Origin of the sequence: Sphingomonas sp. 10B4 (genome assembly GCF_035019905.1) — a bacterium.
Lineage (GTDB): Bacteria > Pseudomonadota > Alphaproteobacteria > Sphingomonadales > Sphingomonadaceae > Sphingomonas > Sphingomonas glacialis.
The window spans coordinates 1-23,320 of sequence record NZ_JASJVC010000025.1 but is presented as its reverse complement, the minus strand read 5'-3'; the positions used below and the strand labels follow the sequence as shown (position 1 = coordinate 23,320).

Genomic DNA, 23,320 nt, shown 5'->3' with positions numbered 1-23,320 from the left:
TCGCCTCGCAGCAAAGCTGAAAGCGAATTTAGACAACCCTTCGACCCGACGACCGTTGAGCGTGCCGAGCGAGACGCGGTGGCGTCTCGAGTGCTCGATCGAAAGGACTTCCATGCGTTCCATCCTACTCGCCACGGCGGCGCTCCTGTGTGCGTCGCCCGCGCTTGCCCAGACCCAGCCGCAGACCGGCCCGTTCCCGCTCAACAGCGTCACCGACCGCGTTCATGCGGGGCCGCAGGGCGAGGGGCTGCGCGCTTCGACCCAGGCGCTCCAGCAGACGCTGACCGAACTCCAGCAGCTCCAACTCGAGACCAAGCAGGCGCATTGGAACGTCTCGGGCACCTTGTTCTACCCGCTGCACGAATTGCTGCAGGAGCATTACGAAGGCGTGGCAAAATACGCCGACGAAGTCGCCGAGCGGCTGCAGGGGATCGGCGTCTCGTCGGACGGTCGCGCCAACACGATCATCCGCACAAGCCGCATCCCTGAATTCCCGGGCGGCTTTGTCGACGATGCGCAGGTCATCCAGTGGTTCGCGCAATATTACCGGGTGACCAGCGACGAGATCGCGCAGGGGATCAAGGCGACCAACGACACCGATCCGACCACGTCGAACCTGCTGCAGGAAGTCCAGCACGCGATCGACAAATATCAGTGGCAGATGCGTGCGATGATCCAGTCGACACCGACCGATTCGAACACCGGCGCCGATCTCAACGGCGGTCGCCCGCTCGCGCCCACCGGACGCCCGAGCGCACCGGTTCAATAAGCGCAAAGGGCGGGAGCGCATCTGGCGCTGCCGCCCCAAGCACGGCTCAGGCAGCCTTCGCCGCCATCCGCGCGGCGGCCTTTTCCTCTTCGGTCCAGACCTTGCGCTCGCGCTCCTTGGGCGCCTTGACTTGCTTGACCGGGCCGCCGCCGAGCACGGGCGCGCGCTTGGTCGAGTGGCGCGCAATCTCGCAATGCCATTGGTGATCGTCCTGGACGGTGAGCGTCTGGCCGATCTCGCGTTCGACATCGTGGAGCCAGGCGCGCTGCTCGGCATCGCACAGCGTGATGGCGTAGCCGCTGCGCCCTGCGCGCCCGGTGCGGCCGATGCGGTGGACATAGCTTTCGGGCAAGCTCGGCAGATCGTGGTTGAAGACGTGCGTCACGGTGTCGACGTCGATCCCGCGCGCGGCGATATCAGTCGCCACCAGAACTTGCACCGTGCCCGCGCGGAACGCATCGAGCGCGCGTTCGCGCTGGCCTTGCGACTTGTTGCCGTGGAGCGCCTCGGCGGTGATGCCGCCTTCGCTGATGAACGCGCACACTTCGTTGGCGATGTTCTTCTGCAGCGTGAAGACGACCGCCTGGCCCATGTCGGGGGTCCGCAGCAAGTCGAGCAATGCCGCTTTCTTGTTGGCGGCATCGAGGAACATCACCGACTGTTCGATCCGCTCGACCGTGGTCGAGGGCGGGGCGATCTCGACCTTTGCCGGATCGCGCAGCAAGCTATCGGCGAGCGCGGTGATCGACTTGGGCATGGTTGCCGAGAACAGTAGGGTGTGGCGATCGGTCGGCACGGTCGCGACGATCTGCGCGATCGGCTTGGCAAAGCCCATGTCGAGCATCTGGTCGGCCTCATCGAGCACCAGCGCCTCGAGCGTGGACAGGTCGCATTCGCCCTGCTCGATCAGATCGAGCAAGCGCCCCGGTGTCGCCACGATGATGTCGACGCCGGCCTCGAGCGCCTTGACCTGGTGGAACGCGCTGACGCCGCCGAAGATCGTCGTGACGCGCGGCTTCAGATCGCGACCGAAAGTCTCGAACCCTGCGGCGATCTGCGACACGAGTTCGCGCGTCGGCGCCAGCACGAGAACGCGTGCGCCGCGCGCAGGTGCGGGGCGGGGATCGGCGGCGAGGCGATGGAGCAGCGGCAGCGCGAAGGCAGCGGTCTTGCCGGTGCCGGTCTGCGCCATGCCGAGCATATCGCGGCCCTGCAGCAGCAGCGGGATCGCGCCGGCCTGGATCGGGGTCGGCTTGGCGTAGCCGAGGTCGGCGAGGCTGCGCAGCAGGCAGGGCGCGAGTGCGAGATCGGCGAAAGTCATGGTCATGGGCACGCGGCGCCTCCGGCGCTGAGCAAAGCTGCGCCTGATCGGGCTTAGCGAGGTTGGGAGCGCGGGCTGGTAGGTGCGATGCTGCACTGCGTCAATCTCGAACATCGCAGGCGGCGACGCGTACGGCCGCAATGTCGTGTCCGCTCTATTGAAGCTCCAAAGCGCGGATCGCTTTCCCCGCGATCGTCTGTCCCGACACGCTGATCGAATAGCGCCACAGCTCTTCATCGGGATCGGTCATCGCGATGCGGATCATCTTGGCCAGAGGGCCGTCGCCAATCTGCTCGAGCACGGCCCGCTCGATCTCGTCGGGCCATTCGGCGCGCGAGCGAAACAGGACGGCAGGCTCGGACGGCGACAGGGACCGCGCAGTCATGGGATTCGCATTTTTTGCTGCTCTGCTCCTGTACCGTTTCCGACGAACGGCTTGGCCCGACATCGCCGGAGCGCACGCGAGACGCAAGTCTGCGGTGGAATATGCGTCGATTCGGCGGTAGCGAGCGATCGTCGTGCGACCCATCCAACCGCAGCGACGATGCCGCTCATGGGATTGGCGGCGTCGTGGCGGTCCGATACGGGGGTGCAACAAAGGGAGCCTGATCATCCGCCAGATTGCAGCACTGCCCTATCGCACCGAAGGGACCAGAATCGACGCGCCCGTGCGCGTGTTGCTGGTCACCTCGCGCGAAAGCAAGCGATGGGTCATTCCGAAGGGAAATCCGATGACCGGGATGGCGTCCCACCGGGCCGCCGCGGTCGAGGCCGAGGAGGAGGCCGGCGTCAGCGGGCTCGTCTGCCCGACCCCGCTCGGATCGTACCGCTATCGCAAGCGCAAGGGCAACGGCGCCTCGCTGATGCTCGATGTCGACGTCTTCCCGTTGGCGGTGACGCGCGAGCACGACGTGTGGAAGGAACAGTCGCAGCGCGAACGCCGCTGGTTCTCGCTCCCCGACGCCGCGGACGCGGTCGATGAAAGCGATCTGCGCGATCTCATCCGCTCGTTCGGCCCCGCCGAATTCAAGACCGCCGCAGAGCGCAAGGGTGTGCTTGCGGCCGTTGCCAAAACTACGAAAGTCCGTCCGATGTTCGCTTGGTTCCAACGCCTCCTGCCGCGCACCGGCAATTTCTTCGAGCTGTTCGAAGCGCACGCCGTCGCGATCGGCGCCGCGGCCGACGCGGTCGCGCGGTTGCTGCGCAACGGCACCGGCGGCGCCGCCGACCATATCCGCGAAGTGATCGAGCGCGAGCATGACGCCGATGACATCACGCGCGAGATGCTGCTGACGGTGCGGCGCACCTTCCTCACGCCGTTCGATCGCGGCGCGATAACGAGCCTGATCGGCGCGATGGACGATTCGATCGACGAGATGCAGGCCGCGGTGCAAGCGATCGACCTGTACGAGGTCGCGCACTTCACCCAGGAAATGACCGACATGGCCGCGATCATCGTCGATGCCGCGCGGCTCACCGCCGAGGCGATGCCGCTGCTGCGCGACGTTGGGAGGAATGGCGGGCGGCTGCACGAACTGACCGAGCGGATGGTCCGCATGGAGAGCCAGGCCGACGCGATCCACGCCAACGGCGTAAAACGCGCGTTCAAGGAACTCGGCGCGAGCGACACGCTCGGCTTCATCGTGCAACGCGAGGTGTACAAGCATCTCGAACGGATCGTCGCCGCCTTCAAACACGTCGCCAACGAAATCGATGGCATCGTCATCGATCACGCCTGACCAGATCGATGTACACCTTAGCCTTGCCCTTGCTGATCGGCCTGATCGCCGTCGCGCTCGCGTTCGACTTCCTCAACGGGTTGCACGACGCGGCGAATTCGATCGCGACGGTCGTGTCGACGCGGTTGCTCAAACCCGTCCACGCCGTGCTTTTCGCGGGCTTCTTCAACTTCGCCGCCTATTTCCTGACGATCACCTTTCCGAGCCTGCACGCGGTTGCCTCGACGATCGGCAAGGGGCTGATCGCGCAGGAACTGGTGACCCCGGCGGTGGTGTTCGGCGCGCTGGTCGGCGCGATGTTCTGGAACGTCGTGACCTGGCTCAAGGGGATTCCCTCGTCGTCGAGCCACGCGCTCGTCGGCGGGATGATCGGGTCGGGGGTCGCGCATGCGGGCATCACCGGGGTGCAGTGGAGCGGGCTCAACAAGACGCTGATCGCGATCGTGCTGTCGCCGGTGCTCGGCATGATCCTGTCGATGCTGATCATGCTGGTGTCGAGCTGGCTGTTCAGCCGCGCCACGCATCGCACTGCGGAGCGTTCGTTCCGCGCGCTGCACTTGATCTCGTCGGGGACCTATTCGCTCAGCCACGGGCTTAACGATGCGCAGAAGACGATGGGAATCATCACCGTCCTGCTGTTCTCGACCGGCTATCTCCACGGCGATTTCGAAGTGCCGCATTGGGTGGCGATCAGCTGCTACGTCGCGATGGGGCTCGGCACGCTGACCGGCGGGTGGAAGATCATCGAGACGATGGGCTCGCGCATCACCAAACTGTCGCAGCACCAGGGGTTCAGCGCCTCGCTCGGCGGGTCGGTGATGGTGTTCGCGGCGTCGCTGCTCGGGATTCCCGTCTCGACGACGCATACGATCACGGGCTGCATCATCGGTGCCGGCGTCGCCAGGCGCGCGTCGGCGGTGCGGTGGGGCGTGGCGCAGAACGTGCTGGTCGCGTGGATCATCACGATCCCGGCCTCGGCGGCGGTCGGCGCGGCCTTCTACATGCTGACGACGCTGTTCTGAGCGTCGAATCGCGGCGTGGTGCATCCCGGCGCGACGCCGGACGTTGGAGTGCGATGACCATCCTCGTTCCGATCCTCGGCGACCAACTGTCGCACACCATCGCCTCGCTGCACGGCGTGCCGAAAGACGGCACCGTCGTTCTGCTGATGGAGGTCGCCGACGAGACGACCTATGTCCGCCACCACAAGCGCAAGATCGCGCTGATCTTTTCGGCAATGCGGCACTTTGCCGACGAACTGCGCGCGGCGGGATGGAGCGTCGATTACATCCGGCTCGACGATCCCGAAAATAGTGGGAGTTTCTCGGGCGAAGTCGCGCGCGCGGTCGATCGGCATCGGCCAAGCGCGATCCGGATCGTCGAGCCCGGCGAATGGCGCGTGCGGACGATGATCGACGGCTGGGCCGAGCGGTTCGGGCTTCGCGTCGACGTGCTGATCGACGATCGCTTCATCTGCGGCATCCTCGAATTCCAGACCTGGGCACAGGCGCGCAGCGAGCTCGTGATGGAATATTTCTATCGCGAGATGCGCCGCAAGACCGGCCTGCTGATGACGCCCGACGACAAGCCCGAGGGCGGCCGCTGGAACCTCGACAAGGACAATCGCGCACCGCCCAAGCGCGGGCTCAATTATCCCGAGCCAATGCATTTCGCGCCCGACGAGACGACGCAGGCGGTGATGGCGCTGGTCGCCGATCGCTTTGCCGAGCATTTCGGGCGGCTGGAGCAGTTCGCTCTGCCGGTGACCGCCGCGCAGGCGCGCGAGGCGCTCGCGCATTTCGTCACGACCGCGCTCCCCGATTTCGGCACGTATCAGGACGCGATGGTGACGGGGCAGGACTGGCTCTACCATAGCTGGCTCAGCCCCGCGCTCAATCTCGGGCTGCTGACCCCGCTCGAGGTCGCGCAGGCCGCCGCCGACGCCTATGCCGCGGGCAGCGTCCCGCTCAATGCGGCGGAGGGGTTCATTCGCCAGATCATCGGCTGGCGCGAATATGTCCGCGGCTATTACTGGCTCGAGATGCCCGACGTCGCAGCCGCGAACGCGCTCGAGGCGACACGGCCGCTGCCCGATTTCTACTGGACCGGCGACACGCAGATGCTGTGCCTCGCCGAGGCGGTGCGCAACACGCGCGACAATGCCTATGCGCATCATATCCAGCGGCTGATGGTGCTCGGCAATTTCGCGATGCTCGCCGGCGTGCGGCCGCAGGACGTCGCCGACTGGTTCCTCGTCGTCTATGCCGATGCCTATGAATGGGTCGAACTGCCCAACGTCATCGGCATGAGCCAGCACGCCGATGGAGGCCGGCTCGCAACCAAGCCCTATGCCGGGGGCGGCGCGTATATCGACCGGATGTCCGACCATTGCGGCAAATGCCGCTACGATGTGAAGAAGAAGGTCGGGCCCGACGCTTGCCCGTTCAATGCGCTGTATTGGGATTTTCTCGCGCGGCACGAACGTCTGTTCGGGCGCAATCACCGCATGGCGAACATGTACGCGACGTGGAACCGGATGAAGCCCGAGGTGCGCGATTCCTACCGCGCGAGTGCGCAGGCGTTCCTCGCGACGCTCGTACCGGCGGCGAAAGGGTGGGCGCGGGATAGCGGATCGGATGCGCGATGACGATCGACAGACCTGAGGCGACTGCGCGCACCCTAGTCGTGGTGCTCGGGGCTGCCGTGCGGGCCGATGGGACGGCCAGCCCCGCACTCGCGCGCCGCGTCGGTTATGCCGCTGCGGTTGCCGAAGCGGATCCGCGCACCGACCTGTTCCTCTCGGGCGGGGTGGGGACCTATCCACCGTCCGAGGCGGCGGTGATGGCCGAACTGCTGCACGGCACCGTCGCGCGCGATCGGCTGATCCTCGATGACGTCAGCGCGGACACGCTCCAGACGGTTCGCGCGGCTTCGAGCTATGCGCGGCGTCACGGCTATACGGCGATCCGGACTTGTACCGATGCGTACCACCAGCCTCGCGTGCGGATGCTGTTTGCGTTGCTGGGCCTTGCCAGCCGTCCAGTGCGGATGGTCGCGCGTGGGCCAAGGCCGTTGCAGGCCAAGATGTGGATGCGCGAGGCCGCGGCGATCCCCTACGATATGGTCGCAGGCGTGAATGCGGCCTGGCGCCATCGCCGTCGATGAGGGGAAGGCTATCGCGGTCGGTGTCCCGCCCGCGATCGTGTCGGTCTACGCGCCGGGCAGGACGGCCGATGCAGGCGTGCGAGCGACCTTGGCGTTCTGCGCTAATGTCCTGTGCTGGACTCGGATATCATGATGGCCGCAGTCTCTTCATATAGCGCTTCCCAAGCTTTACGGGCCTCCGAAGTGAAACGGCTCTCCAGAATTTCTGCGAACGTATCGATCAGCACGGCTCCGACGATCGCATATTGGTATGTGTCGACACCGTACTGAACATGCTGTCTGGCCAAGGTCGCCAAGGTCGGACGCATGCGGGCAAGTTCAGCGATGTTTTCGACCAAGACATCGATGGTTTGCCTGAACACACTCGTTTGGTGCGTCAATTCGTCAGGAAATAGCGCGCGCACGAACGGATGTTTTAGGAATAGCTGGTGATAGAAGAGGATAGAATACGGTTCGGAATGCTTGCAAATCAGCGAGTAGCTGTCCTTCACGAGCTGAACCTGCTCTAGAGTTAAAGCCACCTTCGCTGCTCCCTGGTGGTTATATCGTTCGATATTCCATCATTTCAGTGTCCGATTACCCCGCTGCCTTCTTGACCCGCCAAGCTCGCAGCCTGGCAGAAAATCATGATACAGCACAATCTCGCGCGTCAATGATCTAGATCAAGTTCAACCCGATAGAGTGCCGATGCTTTGGGGGTATTTTTGGGTAACAGGCAGCGATCGGTAGCCATTAATAGACGGGCGGTGAGAGCACATGCGCGCGTACGATTATCCCCGGTGTGGCGATCAATGAGATGGCGTTCGTGATTGAAGTGGTTGTGGACGTTGGCATGAACCGAAGCGAACTTCTGTAGGCTCCTCATCTGCCCCGTGCTCCCCATTTTCAGGCCGCTGATACCTTAGCTTTGGTGTCCATATGCCCTTGGCTGGGGCGGTTGGTAGACTCGGCGGGTGCCAACCCGCCAAGGCTGCGGTGGGGACCCACATTGTTTTAGTCCGTCCGCCATGCCGCGATGATCCGTCTCGCCGCAGCCAGCGATGAGAACAGGTGCTCGTTCAAGCACTCGTCGCGCAAGCGACCATTAAAGCTTTTGACGAAGCCGTTCTGCTGCGGCTTGCCCGGCGCAATGTAATGCCATTCGACCCCTGTCTCCTGGCACCAGGGAGGACGGTGTGACAGGTGAGCTCAGGGCCATTGTCGCTGAACACCGCGCACGGCAGCCCGCGACGTTCGGCGATGGCGCCCAGCTCGCGAACGACCCGCCGGCCCGACAAAGAGGTATCGACGATGCACGCCAGGCATTCCCGGCTGTAACGTCAATGACGTTGAGCAGGCGGAACCGCCGACCGCAGGCCAACGAGTCCGACACGAAGTCGAGCGACCAGCGCTGGTTGGGCTCCTGCGGGATCGCCATCGGTGCCCGCGTGCCCAGCGCGCGCTTGCGCCCGCCACGCTTGCGCACCGTCAGCCGCTCCTCGCGAGATAGCCGATAGACCTTCTTCAGGTTCATGCTCTTGCCCTCACGCTTGAGCAGGATCGCCAGCCGCCGATAGCCGAACCGGCGGCGCTCATTGGCGATCTCGCGCATCCGCTCGCGGACAACGTCGTCCCTTCCGCGCAGCGGCTCTTATTGCCATGCTGACCGATTGACCCCGACCAGCCTGCAGGCGCGACGCTTACGAGAAGCCGTGGTCGGCCATCAGCTTCTCCACTGCAACGTAGCGCGCCGCAGACCGGGTCAGTTTTTTCGCAGCAGATCCTTCAACGCCGACACGTTCAGCATCGACTCAGCCAGCAGCTTCTTCAGCCGTCGGTTCTCGTCCTCGAGCGCACGCAATCGCGCAGCATCGGACACCGTCAGCCCGCCATACTTCGACTTCCAGGTGTAAAACGTCGCATCGCTGATCCCGTGCTTGCGGCACAGGTCGGCGGTCTTCACGCCAGCCTCATGCTCGCGTAGTACAGCAATGATCTGATCCTCGGCAAATCGGCTTCGCTGCATCACTCGTCTCCATCTGACGAGCTAACTTACCAATGGCATGATTTCTGGGGAGCATGTCACACGGGACCTTGGTCTATTGACCGTCAGGAGATGCCGTGCGGCGCCGGCGGCGGCGTATCGGCAGTACCGCTGATCGTGCTCGCACGCTGCCTGATCTGCGGCGCAACCCAGCGTATCCCGGTGTCGTTCCCCCCGGCGAGAATCGCCGCCGCGCGCGACACCGCCTCGGCGCCGATCTCCGCAATCCCCACACGCATCGTGGTGAGGGCCGGAGTGACGAAGCGGGCGAGCGGGATATCGTCGAACCCCGCGACGGCGATGTCGTCGGGCACGTTAAGCCCGGCGCGCTGAAAAACGACGAGCGCGCCGATCGCCATCATGTCGTTCGCCGCGAACAGCGCATCGGGCCCCTCGACGTCTCCGAGCAGCGCCTGTGCGGCAGCTGTCCCCGATTCCTCGTCGAAATCGCCCGTCAGGACGCGCGGGTTGAGGCCGTGGCGGGTCATCGCGGCCCGATAGCCGGCGATGCGCTCCTCGGCATCGCGGTTGCCGCGCGGGCCAGAGAGGTGGACGATGCGCCGCCGCCCGGACGCGACCAAATGCTCGACCATCGCATCGGCGGCGGCGACATTATCGATGCGGAACTGCGGATGGTCCGCCGCGACGTCGGGACAGCTGATGAGGACCGTCGGCAAACTCGCCGGGATATGCGCGAGCAGGCGCTCGGGGTCGATATCGGGCGCCATGATGATCAGGGCGTCGACACGCCCGCGCATGAAGCGCAAAGTCTCAGTGCCGCGCTGATCGCCGTGCATGTTCGACAGCAGCAGCTGCAACCCGCGCGCGGAAGCCTCGGCGTCGATGCCGCGCAGCGCCTCCGAATAGAATTCGCCGTGAAGATCGGGCAACATCACGCCGATCGCGTTGGTGCGCGCCAAGCTAAGGCTGCGCGCGCCGGTGTGCGGCACGTAGCCGAGCGCGGCTGCGACCGACTGGACGTGCTCGCGCAGATTGGCGCGCACATTTCCGTGGCCGTTCAACGCACGTGAGACCGTGGCGATCGAAACGTTCGCCGCGCGAGCGACATCACGGATTGTGGCATGCGCCATAAAGCGAAGGTTTCCGGCTGTTGTTCTCAAGCCCGCTTGCACCACGAAAGCGGCACCGCGGCAAGGCTCTTGCTGTAACCGGTTACATTTGCGATAGGCCTCGCAAAACTGGGGAAGATTGATTGAACACGATACAGGTCTCGCGACGCAGCCTAATGCTCGGCGGTGCGGCGGCGCTGATGTGGCGCTCCAGTCCGGCTAGCGCGCTGCTGGAATCGCTTGGCACCGGCGCGCTACCGCTGGCGGTCGAGGCGCTAGTAGGGCAAATGACGCTCGAGGAAAAAGCAGGGCAGCTGACGCTGATGGCTGCGGCTTGGGCGGGCGGCGCCGCAAGCAAGCTCAATCCGATCGCCCCGACCGGTGGCTATGAGAGTCAGTTGGCGGACGCCGCGGCTGGTCGGCTGACCGGCGTCTTCAACGGCAATGGCGCGAAAATGGCGCTGGCGATGCAGCAGGCCGCGATGCGCGGCCGGTTGAAGATTCCACTGATCTTCGCTGCCGACGTGATCCACGGCTTCCGCACGGTGTTCCCGGTGCCCTTGGGTGAGGCGGCGAGCTTCGATCCCGCGCTCGCCGAGCGGACCGCGCGCGTCGCGGCGTTGGAGGCAGCGGCGGCGGGGATCGATTGGACCTTCGCGCCGATGGTCGACATCGCGCGCGACGCGCGTTGGGGGCGCGGTGTCGAGGGCGCGGGCGAGGACGTGCTGCTCGGCTGCGATTTTGCGCGCGCGCGGGTGCGCGGCTTCCAGGGCAGCACGCTGACCGCGAACGACGCGGTGATGGCCTGCGCCAAGCATTTCGCGGCATATGGCGCAGGCGAGGGGGGGCTTGATTACAATTCGGTCGATATTTCCGAGCGAAGCCTGCGCGACGTGTATTTTCCGCCGTTCGCGGCAGCGCTCGATGCCGGCGCCGGGTCGGTGATGGCGGCATTCAACGAAGTGGCGGGGATTCCGGCGACTGCCAGCCATTGGCTGATGACCGACGTGCTGCGCAACGAATGGGGTTTCGGCGGGCTGACCGTGTCGGATTATACTGGCGATGAGGAATTGATCGCGCACGGCTTCGCCGCCGACGAGCGCGACGCTGCACGGCTGGCCTTCCTAGCGGGTGTCGACATGAGCATGCAGAGCGCGCTTTACATCAAATATCTCCCCGACTTGGTGCGTTCGGGCGCCGTCCCGATGGCTCGGCTCGACCAGGCGGTGCGGCGCGTGTTTCGCGTGAAGGTGGCGCTCGGTCTGTTTGCCGATCCGTTCCGCCGGATCGATGCGAAGCGCGAAGCGGCGCGGATCGGCACGCCCGCCAACCGCGCGGTGGCGCGCGACGCGGCTCGGCGCTCGATCGTCCTGCTCAAGAACGATGGCGCGCTGCTGCCTCTGGCGCAGAACCGCAAGATCGCGCTGGTCGGCCCATTCGCGGCGGGACAGCATGATCTGATCGGCCCGTGGAACGTCTATGGATCCGATGCCGATGCGATCGATCTCGCGACGGGCGTGCGGGCGCAAGCCGGTCCGCGGGCTGAGATCAGCGTGACGCCGGGCTCGGGCGTCGATGTGCCGCTCGACGGCGGAATCGCCGCGGCGGTCGCGGCGGCACAGGCGGCGGATGTCGTAGTGCTCGCGATCGGCGAGAGCCAGGACATGTCGGGCGAGGCGCAGGCGCGTACCGAGATCGTCGTGCCCGCGGCGCAGCGCGTGCTCGCCGAAGCCTTGGCCGCCACGGGCAAGCCGATCGTGGTGCTGCTCAAGAACGGTCGCGCGCTGGCGCTCGACGGGGCGGTACTCGCGGCACCCGCGATCCTGGTGACGTGGTTCCTCGGATCGGAAGGCGGGCCGGCGATCGCCGACATCCTGTTCGGGCGCTTCAGCCCGTCAGGGCGGCTGCCGGTCAGCTTCCCGCGCGCGACGGGGCAGGCGCCCTATTACTATGCGCACAAGGCGACCGGCCGGCCAAACCCCGATGGTCCGCTTGAGCCGTTCAAGGCGCATTATCGCGGCATTCCCAACACCGCGCTGTTCCCGTTCGGGCATGGCCTGACCTATGGCCAGGTCGCCTATACCGGCTTGGAGACGAGCAACGGCGGCACGGTGTCGGCAGATGGCACGCTGAGCGTGTCTGCGACGGTCAGCAATACCGGCAAGGTCGTAGCGGATGAGGTCGTCCAGCTGTACGTGCACGATGTCGCTGCGAGCATCACGCGCCCGGTGCGCCAGCTCGTCGCCTATCGGCGGATTACGCTGGCGCCCGGCGCATCGCAGAAGGTGAGTTTCACGCTGCGTCGCTCCGACCTCACGTTCATCGGCACCGCCATGAAGCCGACGGTCGAGCCCGGCGCGTTTCAGGTCTGGATCGCGCCATCGGCTGAGGCAGAGGGCGTGTCGGGCCGCTTTACGCTGGCGGCCTAGCCGCGGCGCGCTCGGCCAGCGTCGCGACGATCCGCCGGTGCGTGTCGCGGCGCAGCGGGTTGGCGGCCATCGCCAGCGCCGAGAGCAGGCAGCCGAGGATCGGCGCGGCGACCATGATCCAGCGGATATCGGTGATGATTTCGGGCGACTGCGCGGTTTGCGGGGCATAGCCGATCGCGGAATAGGCAAATCCGGTGATCGCGGTCGCGGCGCCGATCGACACCTTCTGCAGCAACGCGGCGACGCCGAACGACAGGGCTTCGACGCGCACGCCGCTGTGCAGTTCGCCGTATTCGACGGTATCGGGCAGCATCGCCCAGAACACGAAGCTGAACGCGGCGAGGGCGGCCTGCATCGTCACGAGGAACAGGTCCGCGCGCCAGGCGGCTCCGGTGTCGGTCAGCGCGAACACGGTGCTGCCCGCAACCGCCAGCGCGGCCGTGCCGGCAAGCGCGTCGCGCACGACCTAGGTGAAGGAATAGAGCACCGAGCGCGACAGCATCGTCGATGCGATCGCGATGCACATCATTGCTGCGCACAGCGTGACGAACGCGCGGTTGGCGCCCAATGTGGCAAGACCGCGCAGCACGGGTGTCGGCGGCGCGATCGGCGATGCGTCCGCGCCGTGTGGCGACCCGCGCGCCACATGGATCAGAAGCGGCGTCGCGATTGCCGCGAATAGCGCCGCCGCGACGAGGAACCCCGTCGTTCCGGTCGGCGTCCCCGACACCGCGAGCGAGATCCGCTCGGTGGACAGCGAGACCACCACCGCGGCGATCGTACCGAACAGCATCCGCACGCCCGCGATCGCCGCGCGGTCGCGGCTGTCGCTGCTGATCCGTACGCTCCATGCAGCATAGGAGATGTTGACCAGCGCGTAGAGCGACCGGAACGCGATCTGCGCGACCAGCAGGCCGACGACCAGCGCCATGCCGTGGGACGGCGGCGCGAAATAGAGCAATGGAAAGGCGAGCCCGAGCGGAATCGCGCCATAGCTGATTACGCGCGCATAAGCGGGCCGTCCGCGCTCGGCCCAGATGCCGGTCAGCAGATCGGCGATACCGTCCCACACCGAACCGATCATGTAGATCAGGCCGGCCACCTGCGGCGCGAGGTGCAGTATGTCGGTATAATAGAAAAACAGAAACAGGCTCGAGCTCTGCCAGAAGAGATTGCACGCGAAATCCCCCGACGCGAACCGCAGCCGCGCGGGCCAGCAAAGCTGTGGTGCAAGGGATGCCGAATCGGTCATCGAGGGCGCGATAGCACGGCTTGGCTGATCGCTCGGCATTTCGCTTGACCGACCTCTGTAACCGGTTACATCCGCGGTGCCCGATGCGCTAGCCGGCATGGGCTGGAGAGCCCTTGTGATCGATCGCCGTACCTTCGCCGCCTCCACCTTCATGGCGGTGGGAGGGTTGGCAGGCGGAGTCACGGCGCCCGAGGAGGCGCGCGATCGCCGCCGCGATTCCATGCGCGCACCCAAGCTGCCGGCCTTGTTCGACGATCTCGAGCAACGCACCTTCCGCTGGTTCTGGGAGACGGGCAATCCGGCGAACGGGCTGGTGCCCGACGCCTGGCCCAATCCCGAATTCTGCAGCGTCGCCGCGGTCGGCTTCGCGCTGACCGCCTATCCGATCGGGGTCGAGCGTGGTTGGATCGGCCGCGCCGCCGCGCGCGAGCGCACGCTGGCGACGCTGCGCTTCTTCGATCAGGCGCCGCAGGGCGATGGAACGTCCGGCGTCGTGGGTTTCCGCGGCTTCTTCTACCACTTCCTCCACATGGATAGCGGGCTGCGCTTCCGCGATGTTGAACTGTCGTCGGTCGACAGCACGATACTGTTCCTCGGCATGCTGTTCGCCGCCGAATATTATGATCAGGACCATCCCGACGAACGCGAGATCGGCCGGCTTGCCCGAGCGATCTATGCGCGGGCGGATTGGGAGTGGTTCCGGCGCGGGCAGGCGGTGCTGTCGATGGGCTGGCACCCCGGCGCCGGCTTCATCACGCGCAATTGGGACGGCTATAACGAGGGCATGATGGTCAATCTGCTCGCGCTGGGATCGCCCACGCACGCGGTTGGCCCCGATGCTTGGGCGGCGTGGTGTGGGCCCTACGCGAAGTGCTGGCGCGGCAGCGGCGCGACGCGGCGGCTCGCCTTTGCGCCGATGTTCGGCCACCAATACAGCCAGATGTGGATCGACTTTCGCGGCATCCGCGACGCCGCGATGCGCGCAGCGGGGATGGATTATTTCGAGAACAGCCGCCGCGCGACCTGGGCGCAACGGAATTATGCGATCCGCAACCCGATGGGTTGGGCGGGCTATTCGCGCGACATCTGGGGGCTGACCTCGTCCGCCGGCCCGGCCGACGTGCAATATGACGTCAACGGGCACATCACCTATTACCGCTCCTATTCGGCGCGGGGGCCGGTCGACGAGCCCGACGGTTTCGACGACGGCACGATCGCGCCGACCGCGGCGATCGGCTCGCTCGCCTTTGCGCCCGAGATTGTGGTGCCGGCGACGCTGGCGCTGCACAAGCAGCAGGGCGACCGGCTCTACGGCCGCTACGGCTTTTACGACGCGTTCAACCCGAGCTTTTGCACCCCTGAAAAGCCGATCCAACGCGGGGCGGTCGATCCGGTGCGGGGATGGGTGTCGGAGAACTATCTCGGGATCGACCAAGGACCGATCCTCGGCGCGATCGCGAATGCGCGCGACGGCATGATCTGGCGGCTGATGCGCCGCTCGGCGCCGATCCGGCTCGGGCTGCAGCGCGCGGGCTTCACCGGCGGCTGGCTCGCAGCGTAGCAGGCAGCGCCCCGGGTTTCCCCGGGGCGCTCGCCCTTAGAACGTGTACTTAGCGCCGATCTTGAAGTTGCGTCCCTGGCTCGCGACCGAGCCAGTGTCAGGATTGCGTGTCGGGCCAGCGCCGTTGAGCGTCTGCAAACCGCCGCCGAACGTCGAATAGTTGCGGTTGACGAAGTCGAACGCGTTGAGCGCCTGGAAATAGACAGTCAGCGCATGGCCGTGCGCGTAGGGCATCTTGAACGTCTTCGCGATGTTGAAGTCGATGTTCTTGTAGCCGATTCCACCCGGCTGATAGATGCCGAAATTGGTCGTGTAGCAGCCGCCGCCGCCGGGCGCGGTGCTCGGGATGCCGCAAAGCGCACCGCCATAGGACGGGCCCGACGAGATCGTTGCAAAGCCCGTCGCGCGGATGTTGAGCGGCAGCTTGACGGTGCCGGTCGCGACGAAGCGCCAGCGCTCGAGCCCGCTCGAATCGCCATACCCCTGCGCGCCGATCGTTGGCGCGTCGAAGTTGAAAGGATCGCCGATCGAGGCGCCGTTGCGCGTGTCGTTCGAGCGCGAGCTCGAGATCGTCAGCGTCGTGCTGAAGCCCCAGCCCGACGCCTCGGTATAAGGCTTGTCGGCCTGGAGATAGACCGCGGCATAATGCGCCTTGCCGTCGCTGTTGCCGATGAAGACCGCGCCATAGCCGGGCAGCGGCGCGGTGTTGATCGCGGCGGTGCCGTAGAAGATCCCCGCGGCATAGGGCACGCCGTTATAAGAATAGACCGGGTTGCCGCCCGGGCTGTACGATCCGTCCGGATTGCGGTTGCCGATCACTTCCTGATAGATGTTGTGCGACTTGATATAGGCGAAAGTGATCGAGGTGTTGACCACGCCCAGGCGCTTCTTCACCGCAAAATTGACCTGATCCGAATAGGGCATCCGCGTCCGGTTGTTGAGCACATGGACCTCGCCGCCCTGCATCGCGGCGAGCGTGCGCAACTGGTCGACGTTGGTCGGGATCGTCGCTACGCAGCGCGCCGTTCCTAGCGTGCAATTCGGCGGCGTGTTGATCGTAACGACCGATTCATACTGGTTCTTGATGGTCTCGATCGCCGAATCGATGAACAGTGAGCGGTTATAATAGCGTCCGCCGCCGAGCACGAAAACGAGATCGCGATCGCCTTTCACATCATAGGAAATCCCGAAGCGCGGCTGGAACGCGCCGAGGAACGGCTTCCGGTTGTTGCCGGTCGAGATGTAATCTTCGGCGTTGATCCCCGCCGCCTTCCAGCCGGGATAGGCGCGAAGGGCGGTAGCGATCGCGGCCGGCGTGACATAGTTGTTGTTAACCGCGTTGGACTCATAGTCCCAGCGCAGGCCGCCGCTGATCAACCAGTGGTCGTTCGGCCGCCAATCGTCCTGAACGAAGCCGCCAATCTCGGTGTTGTTCGCGGTGACCGGCTTGACCGCCGCGGTGTTGATCGTCGCGGCATAGGGCGCGCCGGTGTTTGCATTGCCGAGGCCGACAAAGGTGTTGGCATCGTAGAAATAGGTGCCGGCGCTATTATTATCCTCGAGCCTCTGCAACTTGGTGAAGTTGACCTTCACGCCGGCCTTGATGGTGTGCGCCCCGCCGAAGAAGGTGACGTTGTCCTTAAACAGCGTCTGATATTGGTTGTCGTCCTGCGTAAAGTTGGTGCCGCCGAGGATTAACACCCTGGTATCGCCGATATTGGGCGCCCGCGCCGCAGCGCCCGTCGTCGCGCCGTTGTTGAAGGTCACGACGCTCGACGGGCCCGTGACGTTGGGGATCGCGCCGTTGGCGGCGGCGTCGCGCGCGAAAATGAATTCATTGAGCCAGCCTTCGCCACGATGGTTCCACGTCAGCTGATACCGGTGCTCGTCGTTGCGATTGTTGGTCGAAGCGTCGATCGTCGTCGCTCCGCCATTGATCTGGAGGTTCGATTCCTTGCGGATGAACGCGCTGACGTTGATCGTATCACGCGCGGTCGCGTAGAACGTCAGCTTCCCGAAATAGAGCTTCTCGTCGAAGGTCGCGGGGAAGCTCCCGTTATACTGCGATCTGGCGCTTCGCGCATAGGTCTGCGCGGCCGCTGGCAGCGCCGACAGGAACGTACCGTTATAGACGTTGATGTCGTTCGCGCCGAAGGTCTTACTCGTGCCTTCGAAATCGACGAAGAAGGTCAGCTTGTCCTTGACGATCGGGCCGCCGAGATTGGCGCCGTAATATTTGGTGTCGAAATCGGGTTTCACTGCGTACGGCGCGGTAGCGTTGTTGCGCTTACCCGGGCGGTCGTCATAGTTCCGGCTGATGAACGCCTTGGGCTGCCATTCGCCGAAGATCTCGCCGTGGAAGGTGTTGCCGCCGGTCTTGGTGATCGACGAGATCACCGCCGAGCCGGCCTGCTCGAACTCGGCCTTGAAGTTCTGTGTCTGGACGTCGAACTGATCGACCGCCGACGCCGGGAACGGGTTGCCCGACGACAGATTCTGCCCAACCGTCCCGCCGTGGTTCACCAAATTTTTGATGCTGATGCCGTCGATGAAGGTGTTGGTATTGTCCGAATTGATGCCACCCGCCTGAACCTGGCGCGCCTTGCCGCCGAGTGTCGGCGGCGAGACGGTGACGCCGGGCGCGAGCGCTGCGAAGTTGAGGAAGTTGCGGTCGCCATTGGGCAAATTCTCGAGCTGGAAGCGCGAGATATTGGCGCCGACAGTCGCGGTGCGCACGTCGCGCGCGCGCGATCCGGTGACGACAATATCGTTGCCACCGCCGGCAGCGGCAGGTGCGGGTGCGGCGAGATCGACAGTGACCGCCTGGCCAAGCGGCACGACGACTTCGGCCGAGCGACTGCCCGAGGCCACGCGATACGTGCTCGGCGGCAGGCCGACCAGAATATAGTCGCCCTTGGCGTCGGCCTTGACCGTTTCGACATGGCCGGTGCCGAGATCGGTAAGCGTGACGGTCGCGCCCGCGGTCGCACCGTCGATGTGCCCGCGCACGGTCGATGTCGTCTGCGCCATCGCGGGCGCGCTGAGCAGCAGCGTCCCGGTGACGAGGGCGGTAGTCGCAAGCGCCACCTTCAGGCTCGCCTTGATCAGCGTGTTCATGTCGTCTCCCCTAATTCGAGGCGGATGCCAGCCTCGTCATGTTCTCGTTCGTCAGCGGATCGGCCACGTGCGCGGGGGCCGTCGGCAGCAGCGCGGGACGGAATGTCGCGCGACCCTGCGGGCCGAAACCCGTGCGATACACCCGTCTTTTCCTGCCTTAGCGCGGCGATGGACGGAACCCCGAACCGGCCTCTGACGGGCCGGGTAACCGGTTCCAAGGCTTGCCCAGTAACCGGTTTCATGCGCATTCGCCAAGCGGAAAATGCGTCGCGTCCGAGACTCAACGGCTATTCGCGACGGCACAGGAGAGGATGACCAGTGACGAGCCATGTTTCGCGCCGCACGCTGCTCAAGGGCGCGTCCGTATCGGCGATCTCGATCATGCTTTCGCCCGCGGTCGCGCGTGTCGGTCTTATGCGCGATGCGCGGATCGAGCGCCTGATCGCCGCGATGAGCCTCGAGGAGAAGGCCGGACAGCTCAGCATCTTCAGCGATCCCGCACGGATCGACGGGCCGCCGGTCAATCCCGGGCTCGTCGCGCAGAGCATGGATACAGTGAAGCGCGAGATCGCCGCGGGGCGGATGACAGGGCTGTACAACGGCATCGGCGTCGCCGCGGGGCGCGAACTCCAGCGAGTCGCGGTCGAGCAGGGGCCGCACAAGATCCCGCTGATCTTCGCGGGCGATGTGATCCACGGGATGAAAACGACGTTTCCCGTGCCGCTCGGCGAAGCGGCGAGTTTCGATCCCGAGCTCGCCCGGCGCACCGCGCGCGCGGCGGCGGTCGAGGCGAGCGCCAAGGGAATCCACTGGATCTTCGCGCCGATGGTCGACGTCGCGCGCGATCAGCGCTGGGGCCGCGTCGTCGAGGGCGCGGGCGAGGATAGCTGGCTCGGCGCGCAGTTCGCCGCGGCGCGCGTGCGCGGATTCCAGGGCGACGATTTGACGGCAGAGGATTGCGTGCTGGCCTGCCCGAAGCATTTCGCCGGCTACGGCGCGGTGCTGGGCGGCATGGACTACAACACCGCCGACATCCCCGAGACGACACTGCGCGAGACGCATCTGCCACCGTTCAAGGCCGCGTTCGACGCCGGCGCGCTGTCGACGATGGCGAGCTTCAACGACGTGGCCGGGGTGCCTTCGACCGGCAACCGCTATCTGCTCACCGACATATTGCGCGGCGAATGGGGATATAAGGGGCTGGTCGTGTCCGATTACACATCGGACGAAGAGATGATCCTCCACGGTTTCGCCGCCGATGGCGCCGATGCGGCGGCCAAGGCGATCAACGCGGGATGCGACATCTCGATGCAGAGCGGGCTGTACAACACACATCTGCCCGCGCTGGTACGATCGGGAAAGGTCACGCTGGCGACGGTCGATACCGCGGTGCGGCGCGTGCTCCGCGTCAAGCAGGCGCTCGGGCTGTTCGACAATCCCTATCGATCGCTCGATCTCGCGCGCGAGCAGCGCGACGTGCGCCTGCCGCAGGCGATCGTGCTGGCGCGCGAGGCGGCTGGCAAGTCGATCGTGCTGCTCAAGAACAAGGGGGATCTGCTACCGCTGGCGACATCGGCGAAGATCGCGCTGATCGGTCCCTGCGTGTCCGACAGGGGCGACATGCCTGGGCCCTGGGCGAGTTTTCCCGATTTCGCGTCGTGCGTCACACCGGAAGAGGGGTTTCGCGCGGCACTGGCGCCGGGGGCAACGCTGCGCGTGGCGCGCGGCGCCGATTACGAGGCGCCGCTCGCGGGCGGGATCGAGGAGGCGGTCGCGGCCGCGAAGGCGTCGGACGTGGTTGTGCTGGTGATCGGCGAAAGTGCGCGCATGTCGGGCGAGGCGCAGGCGCGGGTCGAGGTGACGATCCCCGAGCCGCAACGCGTGCTGGCAGAAGCGGTAGCCGCAACTGGCAAACCCGTCATCGTGCTGCTGCGGCATGGCCGCGCCCTCGCGCTGAGCGGCGCGGTGCGCGCGGCGCCGGCGATCCTGGCGACCTGGTTCCTCGGATCCGAAACGGGCCATGCGATGGCCGATATCGTGTTCGGCGCCGTCGCGCCGCAGGGCCGCCTGCCGGTTAGCTTCCCGCAGGCATCGGGGCAGGAGCCCTTCTTCTACGACCATCGCACCACCGGCCGCCCGCAACTCGGCGCGGATCCGACATGGAAAGCGCGCTACCGCGACGTGACGAACGCAGCGCTCTACCCGTTCGGGCACGGATTGGGCTACGCGACCGCCCGCTATTCCAGCACCGCGGTTAGCGCGACGACCCTTGCCGGCGACGGCGCGATCATCGTCTCGGCGACGATCACCAACACGGGCAAACGGCGACTGCACGAGGTGGCGCAGCTGTATATCCACGACAAGGTCGCAAGCCTTACCCAGCCGGTCCGCGCGCTGAAGGGCATTCGCCATCTCGACCTCGACCCCGGGCAAAGTGCGCGCGTGGCGTTCAGGCTGACGCGGGCGGATTTGGCCTTTGTCCATCGCGACTATCGCCGCTTCGCCGAGCCGGGGGCATTCGATGTCTGGGTCGCGCCCTCCTCGATCGCGGGCGTGCCAGCCTCAATCGTAGTGGTATAAGCGGTTGCGCGGGTGCTGTCAGTCTAACGCGGAACGGGCTAGGGGGCAGGGCTCTCGATTTGCGGCTCGTTGGGCCACGATAGCGAGCGCCTCGTTGGTCTGACAGAGCCGTCAGGACGGTTGCAGCAAGGTCGTCGGGCGTGACGACTGGTTCGGATTGATGATCGAAGCGAGCCATGCCCGCATTAGAACAAAAAAAGAACAATCTCTCAAACCGATCCGCTGCGGCGCGATCAACGCACCGTAGATCTAACTGCAATTTCCCCGACCGCTTCGCGGCCGGTACGACCCGATTGCGATCGTTCGGGCCGTGCGATCCGCATTCCCTCTTCGGACGCTTGTTCAATCGGTTGAGCAGGATCGTTACCGAGCGTAGCCACTTGGGCGGTGCCGCACAGCACCGCCCTCGGGAACGTCGTGTCCCGGCTTAGAAATGCACCGCCGCGCCGAAGCGGAGATACGTTCCAATTATGCCCTGAAAGTAGGTCGCTGTCCCACCCGACGCAGGATAGGGAAAGGGCGCTTTCGCATTGAACAGATTGTCGACGTCGGCATTGATCGAGAACTGCTTGTTCACTTCATAGCGCAGCGAGAGGTTTACATAGGTGAAAGCACCAACCTTCGGCACCGAGTAGAAATTATAAGCGGTATCAGGATCGACCCGCGCCGACCCGATATAGTTGACCTGCACCTGCCCAAAGAAACCGCCAATGTCATAACGAACCGTGGCAATGCCCTTGTGCCGCGAATAGCCGACCGAATTTCCGGTGTTGGTTGGCGCCGAACCGGCGGTCGCCGCGGTCGAGAGCGTGTCGAGATACTGATAGTTGACCGAGAAGCCGATATGGCTCCCCGCGCCGAGGAAATCCGAGCGGGTACGATATTCCACCTCGGCCAGAATACCCTTGTAGCGAAGTTGCGCGGAGTTGAAGTAGGACGAACCGACCTGCTTGAGTTGAGCATAGCCGCTCGACGCCGGCGCGGCAGAGAAATCGCGCGTTACGAGCGAGCAGAATTGATTCGCCGGGAACGTCGCGGCGTCATAGCAGGCAGCGACGACTTGCGAGTTGGAATACTGGCTGATCGCATTCTGCAACTTGATGTCGATATAATCGATCGTCGCGCTGAAGCCCTTGAGAAAACGTGGAGTCACTACCGCGCCGACCGTGAAATTATCCGATTTTTCATTCTGGAGCTTGGGGTTACCGAACACGTAGGTGAAGAACGAGCGCTGGTTCGAAAGCGAGGTGAAATTGGCCGGGACGCCTGCCGCAGCGCAGTTCGCCGCACGCGTTGCAGGGGCTGGCCCCTGGTTGCGCAAGGACTGGTCGCACACGTCGGTAGCAAAACCAAAGGCGCTCGAGGTTGGATTGAACGCTTCGGTGATCGAGGGCGCACGGACCGCGCGGGTATAGGCCCCCCGAAACGCGATATCTGGAAGCGGGGCATATCGACCTTGGACGGTATAGGTCGGATCGTTCCCGGCGATCGAATTCCAAATATAGCGACCGGCGGTCTGGATCGACAGTTGATGCACAAAAGGCACGGCATTCGACGGCGAGATCAGATCGGCGTTGAGTTCGCCAAAAATCTCGTTGGTGTGATACGCCCCGTAGACCGGCTGGATCGGCACCGAGCGGCCGTAGAACAGGTCGATCGGATCGCCATTCTGGTCGAAATCGCCGGGATAAAGGTCGGTCGTGGCGCCCTGATAAAAAGCGCCGGGTTTAAACCGCGAGTTTTCTGCGCGATGCTCGTACCCCAGCGCAAAAGCCAAATCCCCGCCCGGAAGCTTGAGCAGCGGGCCCGCGATCGATACCACGCCGTCATACTGGTTGTTGATGTTTTCCGGCGTTGCAATGGTGGTGATATAATCCTTCGCGGCCTGCGAGACCTGGCCGCCAAACGGATTGATCGGGGCACAGGTCGCGCTGACGGTCGCGATCGGCGAGTTGACAGCGCCCGGCGCGCACGTGATCTGCCCACCTGACGATACCGCGTTGATCGCGTTGAGGAAGTTCTGCTCGTTGAGCTCGGGATTGCGGCTCGTCACATGCGACCGGCCGTAATTGACATACCCCTCGAAGCGCCAAGGCCGCGCCTGCAAGATTGTCACCTCTCCATCGAAACCCGCAACACCGCGAACGACTTCCGATTTGCCGGTGGACACGCCAGACGACAGATCGACGTTATACTCCGTCTGCTTGACGACCCGCGAAATCGTCGCTCGCTCAAGCCATGATTCTGAAATCTGCAGGATCGATGACGCGGAAGTTGTCCGAAACCTGATCGCA

General features: G+C 64.9%; 14 protein-coding genes and 2 pseudogenes. 8 read left to right on the top strand and 8 right to left on the bottom strand.

What is annotated here, in order from left to right; genetic code table 11:
- The first annotated feature begins 112 nt into the window (after nt 1-112).
- A complete protein-coding gene (locus tag QN347_RS09510) occupies nt 113-769 on the top strand; it encodes a DNA starvation/stationary phase protection protein (protein ID WP_322163077.1) in 657 nt (218 codons plus the stop codon).
- A gap of 46 nt (nt 770-815) precedes the next feature.
- Here the strand turns inward: QN347_RS09510 and QN347_RS09505 are convergent, their stop codons facing one another.
- The gene (locus tag QN347_RS09505) at nt 816-2,096 is read right to left on the bottom strand and encodes a DEAD/DEAH box helicase (protein ID WP_322163078.1); all 1,281 of its coding nucleotides are present in this window, start codon (nt 2,094-2,096) and stop codon (nt 816-818) included.
- A gap of 148 nt (nt 2,097-2,244) precedes the next feature.
- Nucleotides 2,245-2,475, bottom strand: coding sequence for a hypothetical protein (locus QN347_RS09500; RefSeq protein ID WP_133189044.1), 231 nt, complete (start codon nt 2,473-2,475; stop codon nt 2,245-2,247).
- A 244-nt stretch (nt 2,476-2,719) separates the two neighbouring features.
- Here QN347_RS09500 and QN347_RS09495 point away from each other — a divergent pair, with 244 nt between their 5' ends.
- The 4 genes from QN347_RS09495 to QN347_RS09480 are packed head-to-tail and all read left to right on the top strand — an operon-like array spanning nt 2,720 to nt 6,994.
- A complete protein-coding gene (locus QN347_RS09495; protein WP_416194525.1) occupies nt 2,720-3,829 on the top strand; it encodes a DUF47 family protein in 1,110 nt (369 codons plus the stop codon).
- 8 nt (nt 3,830-3,837) lie between these two features.
- Nucleotides 3,838-4,851 carry an inorganic phosphate transporter gene (locus QN347_RS09490; RefSeq protein WP_133189042.1) on the top strand — a complete coding sequence of 338 codons (1,014 nt, stop codon included), beginning with the start codon at nt 3,838-3,840 and terminating at the stop codon, nt 4,849-4,851.
- A 53-nt stretch (nt 4,852-4,904) separates the two neighbouring features.
- Nucleotides 4,905-6,476 (top strand): cryptochrome/photolyase family protein, encoded by a 1,572-nt coding sequence (locus QN347_RS09485; protein WP_322163081.1) that lies wholly within the window; start codon nt 4,905-4,907, stop codon nt 6,474-6,476.
- Nucleotides 6,473-6,994, top strand: a complete 522-nt coding sequence (locus tag QN347_RS09480) for a YdcF family protein (RefSeq protein ID WP_322163082.1) — start codon at nt 6,473-6,475, stop codon at nt 6,992-6,994. The genes QN347_RS09485 and QN347_RS09480 overlap by 4 nt, the downstream gene beginning before the upstream one ends.
- 101 nt (nt 6,995-7,095) lie before the next feature.
- On the opposite strand, the gene QN347_RS09475 is transcribed toward QN347_RS09480, so the two are convergent.
- The 3 genes and pseudogenes from QN347_RS09475 to QN347_RS09465 all read right to left on the bottom strand — a co-directional run bounded on the left by QN347_RS09475 (nt 7,096) and on the right by QN347_RS09465 (nt 10,108).
- Nucleotides 7,096-7,515 (bottom strand): globin domain-containing protein, encoded by a 420-nt coding sequence (locus QN347_RS09475; RefSeq protein ID WP_323494019.1) that lies wholly within the window; start codon nt 7,513-7,515, stop codon nt 7,096-7,098.
- Nucleotides 7,516-7,879: 364 nt separating this feature from the next.
- Nucleotides 7,880-8,999, bottom strand: a pseudogene (locus QN347_RS09470) (IS3 family transposase).
- 83 nt (nt 9,000-9,082) lie between these two features.
- Nucleotides 9,083-10,108, bottom strand: coding sequence for a LacI family DNA-binding transcriptional regulator (locus tag QN347_RS09465; protein ID WP_322163084.1), 1,026 nt, complete (start codon nt 10,106-10,108; stop codon nt 9,083-9,085).
- Nucleotides 10,109-10,287: 179 nt separating this feature from the next.
- On the opposite strand from QN347_RS09465, the gene QN347_RS09460 reads away from it, so the two are divergent.
- Nucleotides 10,288-12,516, top strand: coding sequence for a glycoside hydrolase family 3 N-terminal domain-containing protein (locus QN347_RS09460; protein ID WP_322164190.1), 2,229 nt, complete (start codon nt 10,288-10,290; stop codon nt 12,514-12,516).
- On the opposite strand, the pseudogene QN347_RS09455 reads toward QN347_RS09460, so the two are convergent.
- Nucleotides 12,500-13,768 (bottom strand): annotated as a pseudogene (locus QN347_RS09455) (MFS transporter). The gene QN347_RS09460 and the pseudogene QN347_RS09455 sit on opposite strands and share 17 nt — an antisense overlap.
- A gap of 115 nt (nt 13,769-13,883) precedes the next feature.
- Here QN347_RS09455 and QN347_RS09450 point away from each other — a divergent pair.
- A complete protein-coding gene (locus QN347_RS09450; RefSeq protein ID WP_322163085.1) occupies nt 13,884-15,329 on the top strand; it encodes a glucoamylase family protein in 1,446 nt (481 codons plus the stop codon).
- A gap of 36 nt (nt 15,330-15,365) precedes the next feature.
- On the opposite strand, the gene QN347_RS09445 is transcribed toward QN347_RS09450, so the two are convergent.
- Nucleotides 15,366-18,446: a TonB-dependent receptor gene (locus QN347_RS09445; RefSeq protein ID WP_322163086.1), complete on the bottom strand. Its 3,081-nt coding sequence runs from the start codon at nt 18,444-18,446 to the stop codon at nt 15,366-15,368.
- 318 nt (nt 18,447-18,764) lie between these two features.
- Here QN347_RS09445 and QN347_RS09440 point away from each other — a divergent pair, with 318 nt between their 5' ends.
- Entirely contained in the window at nt 18,765-21,026 is a 2,262-nt protein-coding gene (locus tag QN347_RS09440; protein WP_322163087.1) for a glycoside hydrolase family 3 N-terminal domain-containing protein, read from the top strand.
- Nucleotides 21,027-21,453: 427 nt separating this feature from the next.
- Here QN347_RS09440 and QN347_RS09435 read toward each other — a convergent pair whose 3' ends face one another.
- Nucleotides 21,454-23,196, bottom strand: a complete 1,743-nt coding sequence (locus QN347_RS09435; RefSeq protein WP_322163088.1) for a TonB-dependent receptor domain-containing protein — start codon at nt 23,194-23,196, stop codon at nt 21,454-21,456.
- Nucleotides 23,197-23,320: the final 124 nt, after the last annotated feature.

What these genes read in the sequence shown, in the direction of transcription:
- QN347_RS09510 (WP_322163077.1), top strand. Translation starts at nt 113, where the DNA reads ATGCGTTCCATCCTACTCGCCACGGCGGCGCTCCTGTGTGCGTCGCCC.
- QN347_RS09505 (WP_322163078.1), bottom strand. Translation starts at nt 2,096, where the DNA reads ATGACCATGACTTTCGCCGATCTCGCACTCGCGCCCTGCCTGCTGCGC.
- QN347_RS09500 (WP_133189044.1), bottom strand. Translation starts at nt 2,475, where the DNA reads ATGACTGCGCGGTCCCTGTCGCCGTCCGAGCCTGCCGTCCTGTTTCGC.
- QN347_RS09490 (WP_133189042.1), top strand. Translation starts at nt 3,838, where the DNA reads ATGTACACCTTAGCCTTGCCCTTGCTGATCGGCCTGATCGCCGTCGCG.
- QN347_RS09485 (WP_322163081.1), top strand. Translation starts at nt 4,905, where the DNA reads ATGACCATCCTCGTTCCGATCCTCGGCGACCAACTGTCGCACACCATC.
- QN347_RS09480 (WP_322163082.1), top strand. Translation starts at nt 6,473, where the DNA reads ATGACGATCGACAGACCTGAGGCGACTGCGCGCACCCTAGTCGTGGTG.
- QN347_RS09465 (WP_322163084.1), bottom strand. Translation starts at nt 10,108, where the DNA reads ATGGCGCATGCCACAATCCGTGATGTCGCTCGCGCGGCGAACGTTTCG.
- QN347_RS09460 (WP_322164190.1), top strand. Translation starts at nt 10,288, where the DNA reads ATGTGGCGCTCCAGTCCGGCTAGCGCGCTGCTGGAATCGCTTGGCACC.
- QN347_RS09445 (WP_322163086.1), bottom strand. Translation starts at nt 18,446, where the DNA reads ATGAACACGCTGATCAAGGCGAGCCTGAAGGTGGCGCTTGCGACTACC.